17 protein-coding genes are annotated in these 15,026 nt (G+C 60.2%); 9 read left to right on the top strand and 8 right to left on the bottom strand.

The features are described 5' to 3' along the window. From U1701_RS09080 to U1701_RS09060, 5 genes are read right to left on the bottom strand one after another with little or no spacing between them, the layout of a single operon-like run. A complete protein-coding gene (locus U1701_RS09080) occupies positions 1–786 on the bottom strand; it encodes an SDR family NAD(P)-dependent oxidoreductase (protein WP_332782230.1) in 786 nt (261 codons plus the stop codon). Further along, positions 776–2,008, bottom strand: a complete 1,233-nt coding sequence (locus U1701_RS09075) for a UxaA family hydrolase (protein ID WP_332782229.1) — start codon at positions 2,006–2,008, stop codon at positions 776–778. The genes U1701_RS09080 and U1701_RS09075 overlap by 11 nt, the downstream gene beginning before the upstream one ends. Beyond that, on the bottom strand, positions 2,001–2,327 hold the full coding sequence (locus U1701_RS09070; protein WP_332782228.1) for a UxaA family hydrolase: 327 nt from the start codon (positions 2,325–2,327) through the stop codon (positions 2,001–2,003). The genes U1701_RS09075 and U1701_RS09070 overlap by 8 nt, the downstream gene beginning before the upstream one ends. Next, the gene (locus U1701_RS09065; RefSeq protein WP_332782227.1) at positions 2,324–2,977 is read right to left on the bottom strand and encodes an RraA family protein; all 654 of its coding nucleotides are present in this window, start codon (positions 2,975–2,977) and stop codon (positions 2,324–2,326) included. Before U1701_RS09065 ends, U1701_RS09070 begins: the two co-directional genes overlap by 4 nt. Further along, on the bottom strand, positions 2,974–4,278 hold the full coding sequence (locus tag U1701_RS09060) for an MFS transporter (protein ID WP_332782226.1): 1,305 nt from the start codon (positions 4,276–4,278) through the stop codon (positions 2,974–2,976). Before U1701_RS09060 ends, U1701_RS09065 begins: the two co-directional genes overlap by 4 nt. A 173-nt stretch (positions 4,279–4,451) precedes the next feature. Here U1701_RS09060 and U1701_RS09055 point away from each other — a divergent pair, with 173 nt between their 5' ends. The 3 genes from U1701_RS09055 (at position 4,452) to U1701_RS09045 (ending at position 7,504) form a co-directional block, all read left to right on the top strand. Further along, positions 4,452–5,195: a FadR/GntR family transcriptional regulator gene (locus U1701_RS09055; protein ID WP_332782225.1), complete on the top strand. Its 744-nt coding sequence runs from the start codon at positions 4,452–4,454 to the stop codon at positions 5,193–5,195. Between the two features lie 75 nt (positions 5,196–5,270). Beyond that, positions 5,271–6,395: an enolase C-terminal domain-like protein gene (locus U1701_RS09050; protein WP_332782224.1), complete on the top strand. Its 1,125-nt coding sequence runs from the start codon at positions 5,271–5,273 to the stop codon at positions 6,393–6,395. Between the two features lie 476 nt (positions 6,396–6,871). Continuing rightward, positions 6,872–7,504 (top strand): recombinase family protein, encoded by a 633-nt coding sequence (locus U1701_RS09045; protein ID WP_332782223.1) that lies wholly within the window; start codon positions 6,872–6,874, stop codon positions 7,502–7,504. Positions 7,505–7,533: 29 nt separating this feature from the next. Here U1701_RS09045 and U1701_RS09040 read toward each other — a convergent pair whose 3' ends face one another. Both U1701_RS09040 and U1701_RS09035 read right to left on the bottom strand, forming a co-directional pair. Then, positions 7,534–7,788 carry a hypothetical protein gene (locus tag U1701_RS09040; RefSeq protein WP_332782222.1) on the bottom strand — a complete coding sequence of 85 codons (255 nt, stop codon included), beginning with the start codon at positions 7,786–7,788 and terminating at the stop codon, positions 7,534–7,536. A gap of 174 nt (positions 7,789–7,962) precedes the next feature. After that, positions 7,963–9,351: a hypothetical protein gene (locus tag U1701_RS09035; protein WP_332782221.1), complete on the bottom strand. Its 1,389-nt coding sequence runs from the start codon at positions 9,349–9,351 to the stop codon at positions 7,963–7,965. 205 nt (positions 9,352–9,556) lie between these two features. On the opposite strand from U1701_RS09035, the gene U1701_RS09030 reads away from it, so the two are divergent. Then, complete coding sequence (locus U1701_RS09030; protein ID WP_332782220.1) at positions 9,557–9,748, top strand: hypothetical protein; 192 nt, start codon at positions 9,557–9,559, stop codon at positions 9,746–9,748. Positions 9,749–9,876: 128 nt separating this feature from the next. Then, positions 9,877–10,338 carry a hypothetical protein gene (locus U1701_RS09025; protein WP_332782219.1) on the top strand — a complete coding sequence of 154 codons (462 nt, stop codon included), beginning with the start codon at positions 9,877–9,879 and terminating at the stop codon, positions 10,336–10,338. A 253-nt stretch (positions 10,339–10,591) separates the two neighbouring features. Here U1701_RS09025 and U1701_RS18715 read toward each other — a convergent pair whose 3' ends face one another. Then, positions 10,592–11,470 carry a DNA N-6-adenine-methyltransferase gene (locus U1701_RS18715; protein WP_443026022.1) on the bottom strand — a complete coding sequence of 293 codons (879 nt, stop codon included), beginning with the start codon at positions 11,468–11,470 and terminating at the stop codon, positions 10,592–10,594. A gap of 399 nt (positions 11,471–11,869) precedes the next feature. Between U1701_RS18715 and U1701_RS09020 the strand changes: the two genes are divergently transcribed. From U1701_RS09020 to U1701_RS09005, 4 genes are read left to right on the top strand one after another with little or no spacing between them, the layout of a single operon-like run. Beyond that, entirely contained in the window at positions 11,870–12,265 is a 396-nt protein-coding gene (locus U1701_RS09020; RefSeq protein WP_332782218.1) for a hypothetical protein, read from the top strand. Between the two features lie 19 nt (positions 12,266–12,284). Further along, entirely contained in the window at positions 12,285–12,869 is a 585-nt protein-coding gene (locus tag U1701_RS09015; RefSeq protein ID WP_332782217.1) for a hypothetical protein, read from the top strand. Between the two features lie 60 nt (positions 12,870–12,929). Continuing rightward, complete coding sequence (locus U1701_RS09010; RefSeq protein ID WP_332782216.1) at positions 12,930–13,907, top strand: hypothetical protein; 978 nt, start codon at positions 12,930–12,932, stop codon at positions 13,905–13,907. Between the two features lie 12 nt (positions 13,908–13,919). Further along, entirely contained in the window at positions 13,920–14,843 is a 924-nt protein-coding gene (locus tag U1701_RS09005) for a DNA N-6-adenine-methyltransferase (protein WP_332782215.1), read from the top strand. Positions 14,844–15,026 lie beyond the last annotated feature (183 nt).

The raw sequence follows: 15,026 nt of genomic DNA, 5'->3' as shown, positions 1-15,026 counted from the left end.
TCAGAACCCCTGGGATGCGCCGCCGTCGACCGGCAGCAGGACACCGGTGACGAATTTGGCGGCGGGTGAGCACAGATAGACGGCGGCAAGCCCGATATCCTCGGCCTCGCCGAACCGCTGCATGGGCGTGCGTTGCAGGATGCGGTCCGAGCGCGCGGGATCGCCGTCGAGCGCCTTACGCAGCATCGCGGATTCGATCCAGCCGGGGGCGATCGCATTCACGCGCACGCCCTGCGACGCCACCTCGGTCGACAGCGCGCGGACCATGCCGACATAGGCCGACTTCGCCGCCGAATAGGCGACCACACCCGGCATGCCGATCAGCGAGGTCATCGATGCGGTGAACAGGATGCTGCCATGCTTCGCCGCGAGCATCCCCGGCAGCACGCAGCGCGTGAGGTTGTGCGCGGCCAGCACATGCGTGTCGAGCATGCCGCTGAACTCCTCGACGCTGGTATCGACCGCGGCCTTCTTGAAGTTGATCCCGGCATTGTTGCACAGGATCGAGATCGGCCCGACCTTCGCGCGCACGCGATCGACGAGGGCTGGGATGCTGGCATAGGCGGTCACGTCGGCGACCTCCCAATGCGCGCCCTCGCCCAGGTCGGCGGCGGCGTTCTGCACCATATCCGCGCGGCGGCCGACCAGTACGACCTGCGCGCCGGCCGCGTGCATCGCCCGCGCCATGCCGAGCCCGAGGCCCGAGCCTCCGCCGCTGATCAGCGCGACCTCGCCGTCGAGGCGGAACGCCGCGGCGGGATCGAGCGGCCCGTCCCTATGCAGCACTGCGGCACCCCCGATCGAGGTCTGGTGTGTCCTGGTGCTTGTACATCACGAAATACTCCCTGTGCCCGAGCGCCTCGGGTTTGCTCGGCGTGCCGGCCGCGGTGTCGGCGACCAGCGCACCCAGTTGGTCGACGCAGTCATCGAGCGTCATCTCGCCCGCGAGCACGCGCCCCGCGTCGAAATCCATGTCCTCGTGCATCCGCGCATAGGTGCGGCTGTTGCCCGTCACCTTGATCAACGGCGCGACCGGCGAGCCGATCACGCTGCCGCGTCCGGTGATGAACAGCACGATCTGACTGCCGCCGGAGATCAGGTCCATGATCCCCTCGGTATCGTTCGGATTGGTGTAGCCGAACTGCATGAAGTGCGGATCGGGCACCGAATCCATGACCCACATGCCCGGCCAGGGCGGCGTCTCGCCGACCTTGATGACGCCCTGGATCGGCCGCGATCCGCTTTTCGCGAACGCGCCCATGCTCTTTTCCTCGATCGTGGTGAGCCCGCCGGCGAAATTGCCCGGCGACACCGAATATTGGCGCACCTCGCGGCAATAATGCTCGGCCTTGGCATAGGCGGCTGCCAGTTCGGCGCGCGCCTTCTCGTCGGCCGCGCGCGCGAGAATGGTGTCGCGCAGCCCGATCATCTCGACGATCTCCTCGCAGATCGCCGATCCGCCGGCATCGACCACCCGGTCGAACAGGCGACCGACCGCGGGATTTCCGACCAGCCCGCTCGTCCCGTCCGAACCGCCGCATTCGGCGCCCAGCGTGAGGTCGGCGAAGCCCATCGGCACGCGTGGTGTCTCGCAATGGATGCGGTCGCGAAGCGATCGGACGATTGCCTTGCCCTTCTCGGTCGACGATCGCGTGCCGCCGACGTCCTGGATGAAGAACGCGTCCGCCGGCCGCCCGGTCTTCGCCACCGCCTCGGCGATCCGCGCCGGCTGCGTGTATTCGCAGCCGAGCCCGACCGACAGCACCGCACCGACATTGGGATGCCGCGCCAGCGACAGGACCAGCCGGATGGCATATTGATTGTCGTAACAACCGGGGAAGCCAATCACCTGCACATCGTCCTCGCCCGCGGCGATGGCATGCGCGACGTGCGCCGCGCACTGCACAGTGTAGATCACCAGCACCAGGTTGCGCACGCCCTTGCGTCCATCGGGGCGAAGCCAGCCGGTCCATTCGCGCGCGAACGGGTCGTTCCGAACCTCAATCATAGACAATGTCCTTCGCCGCGCCGGTCACCACGTCGAACGCGCCCGACCGCTCGTCGAACCCGCTCACGCAATTGTGCAGATGGACCCATCCGCCCACGCCGATCGCCTCGGTTGCGCGGCCGATCGGGATGCCGAACTTCACGATCGGATCGCCCGCGGCGATGGCGGACAGCGCGATCTTGTGCCCCATCGCGATCGGCTCGGCCGCCGGAACGACGCCGACCGTCGCGCCGCGTAGTTCGACGGGGTCGCCCGCCACCGCGTCGGCGAGCAAGGTCGCGACGGTGTCCGCCGCATGGATCTGGAACGCGGTGGTCACAAGATGCCGTATTTCGCAAACGCCGCGGTGCTGGACATGCCGGCCTCGATCTCGCGGCGCACAAGCTTTTCGCCCCGCGCCTTCTCCAGTGCGCGCTCGATCACCTCGGCCTCATGGTCGCGTGGCACGATCAGCACGCCGTCCAGATCGCCGAACACCAGGTCACCCGGCTGCACCGTCACCGGTCCCACCTCGATCCGGCAGCGATAGTCCAGCACCTTGGTCCGTACGCCAGAATCCTGCGCGAACCGGCCACGGCTGAATACCGGCCAGTCCTGTTCGAGCACCTGCGGCGTGTCGCGGTGAAAGCCGTTGACCACCGCGCCGTTCGCCCCGCGCGACCGCGCCGTCGCGGTCAGGATCTCACCCCAATAGGCGCAGCGCATCGCGCCGCCGCTGGCCAGGTAGATGTCGCCCGGCTCGAGCTGATCGAGCGCCTCGGTCAGCTTCCCGAACGGTTGCGCCTGCTCGCCATAGACGTCGATCATCACCACCGGCATCGCGCGGCCGACCAGCGTCATCGCGGTGCGCATCGGTTGGATCGGCTGCGGCAGGAACTGATGGAACAGCCCCAGCGTGTCGAGGATGTCGCCGACGACCGGCGTATACAGCTCGGTGCGGACAAGGTCGAAAAGGTCTGCGTCGGTCACGGCGTTTCCATCGCTGGAGGAGTTCGGCGCAGGATCGCCGCCATCGCCGCGACGGCGAGCGGATAGGCGAGGCCTGCGCCGATGAAGAGGATCATGTAATTGCCGCCCGTTGCATCCAGGATGCGGCCGACCGCCATCGCGACGAACATGCCGCACACGCCCGCCGCGAACCCGCCGATGCCGATCACCGAACTGACGGTGCGCCCGGGCATGGTGTCCGAGACGATCGTGTAGAGATTGGCGGAAAGTCCCTGATGCCCCGCCGCGGCCAGCGCGATCAGGAGCACCGCGGGCCACAGGCCGGGCGCCGCCGCGACGCCCATCACCGGCAACGTACAGGTCGCCATGCAGGCCATCGCCAGCAGCCGCGCGTTGCGCGTCGCCATGCCGCCGCGGATGAACCGCGACGAAAGCCAGCCGCCCGCGACGCTGCCGATATCGGCGATCAGATAGATCACGACCAGCGGCCCGATCGCCGACATCATGTTGACGCCGAACCGGTCGTGCAGGAACCCCGGCACCCAGTTGAGATAGAACCACCACACCGGGCTGGTCATCAACATGCCGACGACATAGGCCCATGTCCCGCGATGGTGCAGCAGCGACAACCACGGCACGGCGTCCGTCGCTTCGGGTTCTATCCGGTCACCCTGGATATAGGCGAACTCCGCGGCGGACAGCCGTCGCTGCCGCTCTGGCCGTTCGTAGAAGCGCAGCCACAACGCGACCCAGACGATGCCGAGCGCACCTGCGATCAGGAACGCCGCGCGCCAGCCGAACGCGGCCACGACGAACGGAAGCGTGATTGGCGTGATGACCGCGCCGATATTGCTACCCGCGTTGAACAGCCCGGTCGCGAAGGCACGCTCCTGTTCGGGAAACCATTCGCGAATGGCCTTGATCGAGGCCGGGAAGTTGCCGCCTTCCGACAGCCCCAGCGCGCCCCGCGCGATCTTGAAGCCGATCACGCTGGTCATCAGGCCATGCGCTGCCGCGCTGATGCTCCAGCCGACGACAGCCAGCGACAATCCCCGCCGGACGCCGATGGCATCCATCATCCGTCCGCCGAAGAGATAGCCGAGCGCGTACAGCATCGAAAAGGTCGCGACGACGTCGCCATACGCCGTCTCCGACCAGCCGAGTTCGACATCGAGAATGGGTTTGAGCAGGCCGAAGATCTGCCGATCGATGTAGCAGATCGTGGTCGACGCGAAGAGCAGCGCACAGACCGTCCAGCGGTAACGCCCAACTCCCGGCGCGGACGCAGGAGCAGCGGGAAGCACGGTCGAAACGCTGGCCATCGGATCGCGGCTTCCTCTCCCAGGCCATAATGCCGGGACTTCCCGTACAAATCCTGTATTACAGGTTTCTAACGGTTCATATTGGGAAGGCAAGCCGATTCTTGCTACGGAAGGCCAACGGACCTGTCAGACCGGCACGGTTGCCCATCCCGACCTCTGCCAAGGAGACGATTTTGCAGCCCAGCGCCAACGCTGCCGACACCCCTCCCGTCAACGGCGGTCTTGTGGATCAGGTGATCGACTATCTGCGCGACCATGTCGCCACCGAGCAACTGCGGCCGGGCGCCCGCCTACCCAGCGAATCGACGATCAGCACGACGCTAGGCGTCAGCCGGCCGGTCGTGCGCGAGGCGATGCGGACGCTGGCCGCGACCGGGCTTGTCGAGATGGCCGTCGGCAAACGGGCTCGGATCGTGCCCGTCGAGGGCAAGATGATCGGCCGCGTTATCAAGAACGCGGTCCTGATCGGCCAGGCCGACGCCACCGACATCCTCGAGATGCGCCGCGGGATCGAGATCGCGATGGTCGCCCTCGCCGCCTCGCGTCGCAGCGACGCGGACGCGGCAGACCTGCGATCGATCGTAGACGAGATGGCCGGCCGGCTAGGCAACCCCGATCGCTATGCAGAACTAGACATGCGTCTGCATACCTCCTTAGCCCACGCCACCCGCAATCCGCTGTATCCGTTGCTGATCGAAGCGTTTCGCCAACTCATCCAGGCATCGATGCTCGAAGGCCTGGAACGCTGGGCGGCGACGCCCAAGCTGCAGCGCGTGCAGGACTTGCACGTCGAGATCGTCAACGCCGTGGTCGCAGCGGATCCTGCCGGCGCCGTGCTGGCGATGACGCAGCATTTCGACGACGCGATCAGCGCGATCCTGGGGCCGATCGTCACCGAACCGCCAGCCGATGTCTAGACTAGGCTTACTGGAACATTTGGCAGTATCGCGCGCCCACTCTATCCTGTAATACAGGTTTAGGAGGACACCGCTATGCGTATCGAAAAATTCGAAACCTGGATCTGCAAACGCCCGCATGGCCTGTTCGACGAGGAGCGCCAGGGCGCCTCGCCGATGCCGTGGAGCTATGGCGTGGGCCGGATCACCACGTCGGACGGGGTCGAGGGCATCGCGACCTTCTGGGCCGCGCGGTCGGGCGCCGTCACAGACGCGTATCTGAGCGACGTGATCGCACCGGTCATCCTCGGTCGCAGCATCCACGACCGCGAGAAGATCTGGCACGACTTCTGGAATATCGATCGCCACGGCGCCTTCTTCCCGGTGTTCCTGCCGGGTCCGATCGATGTCGCACTCTGGGATGCAGCCGCCCGCACGGCGGGCCTGCCGCTGCACCAATATATCGGCAGCTACCGCACCAGCCTTCCGGTCTATGCCAGCAGCCTGTGGCTGCCGACGATCGAGGAGTACGTCCGCGAGGCGCTCGCGTACAAGGCGCGCGGGTTCAAGGCGTACAAGGTCCACCCCTGCGGCCCGAGCAGCCTCGACATGGATATCCACGCCGCCGTGCGCGCGGCGGTCGGGCCGGAGATGGTCCTGATGAGCGATCCCGTCGCCGAATACACCCTGCCCGAGGCGATCCGCGTCGCGCGACACATGGAGAGCTTGAACTATCATTGGCTCGAGGAGCCGTTCCGCGACTACGAACTGGACAAATACGCCAAGCTTTCCGCGGCGGTCGACATCGCGATCGTCGGCACCGAAACCACGCGCGGCGGCCCCTGGGGCGTCGCACAGGCGATCAAGTCCGACGCGGTAGACATCGTCCGCGCCGACGTGTCGTGGAAGGGCGGCATCACCGGCACCTTGAAGGTCTGCCACCTTGCCGAAGCGCACGGCATGAACTGCGAACTTCACACCACGACGATGGGCCCGATGGACATCGCCAATCTGCATGTCGCCTGCGCTGTACGTAACTCTGAATATTTCGAGCTGTTCGTACCGGAGGATAGTTTTCAGGTTCCGATGGAACAAAGTCTACGCGATTTCATGGATGAAGAGGGCAACATACATGTACCAACCGGTCCCGGTCTTGGTATTGATATGGACTGGAGTCTGATAGACGACAACTGCATATCGCAACAGATTTTTACGGCTTAGCCGATAGCCCTCGCCGGCACCCAGTCAATGAGTGTAAATGATGGGTCATTTTCGTGAAAAGGGAATGGGAGCGTCGGCCCGGATCAGAGCATGGGCGATTATGACGTCGTAGTTCACCAAATCCGGCACAATGACCGCAAAGGGATTGTCGAAAACTGGGGCACATCCGCGCTAGGCGCGCCGTCACGCTGAAAAAAGTCGTCCGTCCCGACGCTGTTCAACCATACAGGGCTGCATTTGCCGCCGAATTTATACACTCCGTTGACTAGATTAGACGCCCCGGTTGAGGCGAAGACCGTCCTGGGCTGCCGCGTTGAAGTGGTTGGAACTCTCCCACCAACGGCATGGTCAACCACCTTCATTCCGCCTGCAACGATCGGAGTTGAACAATCTAGATCCAGAGCATCGGAATCGACCGGTTCCGATACATTCCCGCGTGATGCATCTAAATTAAGGCTTCAGCTGATTTCGATACAATGTATAATACGAGCCTCGTTATCGATACAGCGGAGACGAGATTGGGTCGTGTTTTTGGATATGCGCGCGTCAGCCGACAGGATCTGACCACTGACAATCAACGGCTCGAGATCGAGACCGCAGGCTTCGCCATCGAACCACGCCGCTTCGTGGCCGAAACAATCTCGGGATCCGTTCCAGCGTTCCAACGCCCGAAGTTTGCGAAGTTGGTCGACCGTGTCGAGGAACACGACCGCATCATCGTAACCAAGCTCGACAGGCTCGGCCGTAACGCGATGGACGTTCGGTCCACCGTCGATGAGCTCGCACGTCGCGGTGTATCGCTTCACTGCTTGGCGTTGGGAGGGGTCGACCTAACGAGTTCAGCAGGCCGGATGACGATGAGCGTTATCGCCGCGGTCGCGGAGTTTGAGCGTGATTTGCTCATCGAACGGACGCAAGCAGGCCTGAAGCGCGCCGTCGAGCAAGGACGTCGCCTGGGGCGTCCGCCAGCACTCGATGAGCAAAGCCGCAGTGACGTACTTGAAGCCCGTAAAGGGGGCGCTTCCTTGGGCGAGCTTGCCAAACGCTTCGGCGTGTCGCGCGCTGCAATCCAGAGGATAGAGCGGGCGACACGCGATAAGGTGCAGTAGCACATACACCTTGATGACCACTGTCGTCTTTAATGTCGATCGACCGCAAGTTCATCGTCAATGCACAGCAGCACCATGTTGGCGCTTAGTAAGCGAGCGAGCTTCCGTTCTTTATTACAGAGATCGGCCAACATGCGCTCAGCATCCTGCCGTTCAACCTTGAACGTAAAGGTATAAACGCGACGTCGCTCGGTGATGGGGCCACCATCTACCGAATTGAAGATTGTGGCGTGCTCAAAGGTTTCCTCGCGAACCCGAGGTTGAATGGCGGAGATATCGTACATCCTACACAGATCGTGGAGTCGGTTCCAAGCATATCGTTTCCGGCCTACCCTGCCGCTTAAGGGGTATATAAAGTTGATCATCACTAATACTCACAGGCTTAATTGCCTGTTACTTGGTAGGTTTCAAGCGTCAAATAAGTCTATATAATTTACAGCGTTCGTTGCGCGATCGGACTATTTGCTTCGTTGACGCCGCTTCCGCTCTTTCGCCTGCACCCGTTGACGTTCGGCCTTCTCGGCTGGGGTGAGCGTAGAAAGATCCTGCCGCCCGGGAACATCGTGGGCAAACCCCAGGTCAATTAGCTCGAGTTCAATATCGAGGCCAGATCGATCTGCGAACGACCGGGCAAGCGTGTCGGCTTGAACCCGATCATAAACGTAGGCGGTCACTGGTCTGCTGCTCGCAGCGTCACGCACTGAGGTTCGAGCGATGAATTGGTAAATCGTATCGAACTCTCGGCTTTCGATCACGGCCTGCGGATCGACATCGAGCGCTGTCAGGATACGACGCTCATGTTCATGCGGCTTGCTCGTGTAGATGAACGCCGCTTCGTCGATGTGTGCATAGCGATTGCTGCCGGCCTGCCTCGGACTGATGTAACCATGCGGTAACCGGGCTGAAAACGTTGGATGCTCGCGGCTATTGCACGACCAGATACGAGGTCCAGGACGAAGGGAAAGGTATCCGGCGATCTTTGCCAACCCGGCCTGGCCGGCGACAGAGTTGAAGCGATAGCGCGACGCATGATGGCCTTCTGCAAAATACCGGATCGTGAGGCGTCGCGGCGTGTACGAGCGCTCGAGGCCAACTTTCTTCATGGGGTGCCAGTCGACATCGGGCGCAATCGACTGGCACAGGCGGTAGAACAATGACGTGTCGAAGCCCGCAGCAAGGATCACGACAGATTGGAACGCGCAGAGTTGGGCTGGTGACCACAACGACCACCAGGTCCATGCGGGATTCTCGGCGAGTTCAGCCCACGACTCCAAGTGGGTCACTACAATGTTACGTCCGTCGGACGCCCGAGCGTGCAGCGCCGCCACGGGCGCAGCCAGCGTATCGAGATGGAACTCCCGCCGGCCTAGCGTCGACCTCGGCACGATACGACTGGCTACCTCGCCGGGTTCGATGACGAACAGCTGCTCCAGAAGACCGGTTGAAATTGATGTTTGCAGCTTGCACTGATCCCACAGCGATAGCGCCTCGTCGATTACCAGGTGCCATTCGTCGAACCGCTCGAGATTAGCGCTCTTGAGACCTTCATGGGTGCAGAATACAACGACGTGGCCGCTTTCATAGGTGGTCGGGAGTGCTTCGATCGCTACTCGCACACAGACAGTGCCGTCTACTTCGCCCGCAAACGCGCTTCTGATCTCCATGATATGGATATTGCGCCCGCCAATGCGCGCCATCTCTTCAAGCGTCGTCCTTCGCTCGACCATTAGATCTCGTTTATCAACGGCGAAGAGGTAGAGTCCTGGATCGTTCGCCATCCTTGAAATTTGATCGTAGGTTTTACCGGTACCGATTCCCCGGCTATCGTAGTTCATCGTGTAGCTCATGATGTCACGCGGCGCTTCTATATACTGTCACGCTTAGCTTAAAGTCTTAAGACTAATGTGACATGGATCAGTTGAGGGGCATGGCTAACAACCAGAAAATCGGTTTGTCGATATCTATCAATTGGCAGCAATGAACTGCGTCGGGTTCCCTTGAACCCGGCAGAGTTCAGCAGTTGCCCGCGATGGCGCGCAAGCGCTGCGCGTCATGATGATCATGATGTATGAAATCGCCATCGTGCTCGCGGCACGACGACGGGCAGTTCGAGCGATCACTCGCGACACGTCGCTTCGGATCGATCGACTGCAATTTTGGCAAGATCTCGCCTTTGGCCGGCCATCAGACGAAAAGCACAATGAAGCCGCCGCAGGCGGCGTAGTTCATAGAAGCGCTCTGTGACCCGGTATCTATAGCGATAAAGGCTGGGGTACGGACATAGCTCGGGTTATCGGCTCTGGTTGAAAAAGATATTGACGTTTGAAAAGCCGATTCTGCACTGTCGCTTAGTCAGCAAACGGAGAATGACAGTGGCAGACTACTACACCCAGACGTGCTTCAAACTAACCGCTTCGGACACGGAGATCGCGATCCTTTTGGAACTCGATCGTTATGACGAGGACGATCCCGACACAGTAACGCCGAGTTCAGGGTTTCTCTCCGCGTTTCCTCCTACAAGCGCTCACCCGTTGTCGGGATACCTGGACTATATCGAGGAAGAAGGTCAGTGTCACAGCCCATCCTTCGCCCATAGTCTGAAGAAGCGAAACGGCGAGTGGTACTTCGCAGACGGCGAGATGTACCTGGGTTATGTGTCAGCCGTCCTCGCCAAGGTCTGCGTTTCCGCTTTTCCGATTCGGTTTAGCTGGGCGTGCATTTGCTCCAGCATGCGCGAGGACGAGTTCGGGGGAGGAGTTACGATCATCGACGAGAACGGCATCAGCGGCTGGTCGACCCTCGACGCCGTCGACCAATGGAGGGCTGCTGCATAATGGGGCATTGGCGGGCGCTGCCGACTAATAGCGGCGCCCCGCCCCGACTGCTTGCTCGCCGCTCTTGATCCGCTGCTCCGTCTCGCGGGTCGCCATCTAGCGGACATTCATACGCTCGGCGAGGGCGGATGACCTATCTCTGCGACAGACGCATACCGCCGATGCACGACGACCAGTCGATCGTGAGGGCGTTCAGCCCACCACTGCTGGATCGAGCTTTCCGGATCCACGATGCGCCGCGCGCCACTGTGCGTTAAACCCCAGCGGGGTTTGCCCATACCACGTGAGCCTCAGTTCGAGTTGCATACGCCTGCACCACGTCCCGACGAAAGCCCCAGCACACGAGCATGAGCGCGAATGGCGCCGGCGCCAGGCGCTGTCGGTTTTCGTCGTGAAACCGCAGACGCCGCGGCAAAAGAACGACATCAGCAACGCCGAGCACTCGTTTTCGAAACACAACGGTTTCAGTTCGAGCCGGGAACAGGCCAATAATCGACCCCACCTCCTGTCGATCCCAAGCATCGGCGCAACGTCCAATCCAAGTCGAGAGCGACGAATATGGCGGGTTGCACCATGCAAGATCCCCTGACCACTTCGTCGTTAGACCATTATCTTCTTCGGTCAGGATTCGATCAGCCGAAACGTAACTCCGCAAGTCGCCGGCAACATCGAGCGAAAATCGACCGAAGGACCGTTCTATCTCTGCCAGAAACGCAGGCGGCGTAAAGCGCACGTCCTTCTTGACGTTATAGTGCGCGACAAAGTTGGCATTAGCCTGCGCGCGAGGACCGAGAACGCGGAGTAGGGCTTCTAGCGTTTTAACCGTCCCCCCGCCCCGCTCGAGCGACCGGACTGTCGGAACTGACACGTTCGATCGTGCAGCTACATCCGCTTGGGTCCAGCCACGTTGCGCGCGCGCGGATCGCAGCTGCTCCCCTACCGTGTTGCCTCCCGCAAGGCCTGTGACACGAAAACTTACGATGGACGCAACCTTCTCGAGTACCTGGACTGATCCTGCCCCAGTCTCCAGCCCTAAAATCGTATGCCGGCTAACGCCACATAGTTCAGCAAGCTTCGCTTGCGTGAGGCCACGGCCTTTCCGCGCATTTCGTATGGCTGCGCCAACGTCCATGCAAAAAATCCTCTACAATCCTGTCGAGGATCCTTTGCATGTACACAATCGGTTCTCAAGCAAGGCTAGGCGATGGCCTGCACGTGCGGTCACCGCATCACTGCGAAGATGTCGACGCGCCAAGTTACAGTCGACTGTGAGGGGATATAATTGCGTGACACGGCAAGGCTCCGGGATTTTCGGCCAAGCCGACCAGATCCATCGTTGAAGTCGCAAAGTATCTCGCCCGTATCGACGACGAAGGTACGGATGACGCGGCAAGCACGGTATCTTTAACCAGAGAGAGTTAAATTTATGCGTCAGATAAACCAACGGAATGTCAGCTACCAAAAGATATTGACGTATCGAAACCCGATTTGTCACTGCTGGTTTGTCGATATGACAGAACAGGAAAACCAAATGCAGATGACTACCCTATCAGAATATATCCGATGCGATTACCCTAGATTCGAGGCTTTTCGTGATGCTACCTCCGTAACCTCTGAAGATTTCAAAAACCAAAGTTCATTCCCCGTTTCACAGTCCTTCCTCAAAACCTTCCCACCAACGCGTGCCGGCGAACCACTAAGCGGGCTGTGGGATTTTCATGATCGCCTTGGATTTGGCCATGCATTGGTGCCGTCGTACTACGCTTCAAACGTCGATGTCGTTTGGCATCGAGACCGCGCGTGGATTTACGCCCGTAACAGCCAGGTCAACACGACTGCGCTGACCGATCTAATTGCTCATGTTTGCCGCAAGTACCTACCTATCAGCGTGTCTTGGATATTCCACAATCACAGCCTCTCCCGGTAGCGTCGGTGGTGCATGCGTATTGATCGATGAAGGCGGTCGTGTTGAAGGCGACTGTACTTGGAATGCGCTCGAGCGCTGGCAGGTCAAAACGGATCAAGCACATTGCGCGGATATGCCGGAGATTGACAATACTCAGCATTTCTCTGATCTTATTACGAGAGTCCGATGCCATGCGCGTCAAGATGATAATTCGAAGACGAAATCGGCGGTATCCGGTACTATTGTGATGTACGTTCCTGGATCGGCAACGCCCAAATATCGCGACAGTCGGTACAAGCCTACGATGACGGCGATGCTCAAGCCTCTCCAGCATTCTTATGTGAGAGAGTCCAGCACATGGCTGCAGAAGCCTGGCGATGAAGCAGGTGGCTTCGGCGGATCGGAGCTCGTCATTCATACTGGCGATTTGGACCTGACGCTCCGCGTATTGACGGATAGGTTGCCTAAAACCGACTTTGCTGAAGGTATTGACCTTCAGTATGATGTCAACGGACAACTCTACTTTACTAGTTATAGCGGCACTAAATGGTCCAAGCCCGCGCGAATCAGTGCTCGTGATTGCGGAAGAGCGATGCCGGCGGATCGCACTATTAAACAAAAATAATGACGTGAAGGTGCCGCAATCAACTAGGTGCTTGAGGCACCTCTCAGCCAGGATATTCCCATGACTTACAGTAAGATTAACACCAAGTTCAAATGCAGCGCGGAAATCGCTGAAGCGCTACGCGATGCATTAGCTATTAAGTCATCCGACTTCGCTGGCCAGGCATCCGTTCAATTAGGCACGAACTTTACCGCGCATTTTCCACCAACCCGGGAGGGGGAACCGCTGTCAGGTCTGTGGGATCATTTCGATCCGCAGAGACTCGGTTATGCGGCCTTGGAGTACCGTGATCCGCGGATCGAAGTCCAGCGGTTGAACGGGGGCGTCGTTCTGTCTGGCAATCGAGCCTGTATCGATCGGGCCGTCGAAATCATACGTCACGTGTGCCGTGATCAACTACCGATCGTCATCGAGTGGTTAAGCGTTGACCATCACGATAGGCCTAATCGGACGATATCGAAAACCGCCTTGATCGGGTGTGACGCAGTGTTGACCAGTAGTAGTGCAGAGACAGCGGAACAGTGGCGTACCGAAATTTCGGGTGCCGAAGTCTCCTTGAACGAAGGGCAGTCAGCCGGGGGCAGCGTCAACGAAGACGAAACGGGATACGTCGACGTATTCTTGGCGGAGGGCCTCGGCCTAGCAGCGTGTACATCGGCCTATGCGAGTCCGATAGATATAGCGCTACGGGCAGCAGGGTTAGGTACTGTGGAAAGAATGACGGACGGGTATTCGGACGAGGCTTGTGATGACGGGTCCGATGTCTGCAACGGCATCGTTGCGTACATCCAAAACATGCCCGCGGCGATTTCGCTCATTCGTCGGACGCTAACCGCTGCAGGTTGCAGCGTCGGCTGCCAAGTTCAGTATGGACGTGCTGGCAACATTCTGTTCGAAACCTTCCTGGCCGACGGTTGGTCCGACCCTTCGTTCGCCTCGGTCATTGACGGTGGGCGAGCGTTCGAAGGTGACGTTTGGCACGGTGGGGTACCGCGCTTCGCAACTCCGGTTCCTTGCGAGGACCGTACAAAAATGTAACTGAACCTTTCTATGGATATCGGTCAGGCGGTGCGCGAAGCACGTAAATCTGGAGGGCTGACCCAGCAGGCACTAGCCAACATGGCTGGGCTCAGTCGTCGTGCGATCATTCTGCTCGAAGCAAATGGGGGGCGTATTAGCAGCCTCCAGTCAGCCGCCGTCGTACTCGGACTTCGCGTTACCGGCTTGCCGGCCGGCCAGTCCCTCGCGGTACAAGTCAGTCGAGCGCGGACCAAACGAAAGATGACACAGGCAGCCCTGGCGGAGGCATCGGGGATCTCGATTCCGACTGTGCGTGAGATAGAGAGCGGTGCCGGGTCGGTTGCCTCACTCTCAGCGGTTCTCGCTGTCTTGGCGCCTAACGCTAAGCGCCGAAGACACCCGCGCAGCCATTGGGGCAGTGTTACCGATGAGCGCTTCACGCCGCCTGCTTGGCTGACTGCAATAGAAGAAACAATCGGGCCGATCAGTATCGACCCTTGTTATGATCCTCGTAGTTTCGTGCGAGCTGCAAAGTACCTCACGCAGGCGGAGGATGGCCTTACAACACGTTGGTGCGGCCATTTAGCATACGTGAATCCTCCGTACAGTCAGAACGCGACCTGGATTCACCGGTGCGCCGACGCTTGGCGCGATAGGGAAGTTGAAATCGTCGTGTCGTTGCTGCCCGCCAGGATCGAAACGGCGGCATTTCACGACAGAGTTGTCGGCTCTGCTGACATCATCCTGCTCCGAGGCAAACCACGGTTTTTCAACGAATTTGGCGAGCAGATGCCGATAGCCCCCTTTGCCGGGATGGTCGTGATTTGGGGCGCAGCGCCCCAGTGCGTGATTGATCTTGCCGAACGGCTTGGCGGGTCGATCGTGTGGGCTCATAAGTGTTCCGGTTCCCCCGCACCATGCGATCCTGTCAGCGAACTTTTGGCGGCTACATAGTACGCTGACGGTCGGCACCGAGCGGCCGTGAAGGCAACGGTATTGCAAACCACGACGTTGTCTTGTCACCACTACCCCAAAGCCCAAATTGCCGAGTGCGGACCGTCAACTTCTCGGCGAAACTGGGTGGATTACGGCCCGTCCGGTTTGGAGCGGGGGTACACGTGAGCGGACGCTTGTTAA

It is taken from the genome of Sphingomonas rhamnosi (assembly GCF_036663615.1).
Classification (GTDB): domain Bacteria; phylum Pseudomonadota; class Alphaproteobacteria; order Sphingomonadales; family Sphingomonadaceae; genus Sphingomonas.
The sequence above is the reverse complement of the archived record's forward strand: the minus strand, read 5'-3'. Positions and strand labels throughout refer to the sequence as shown.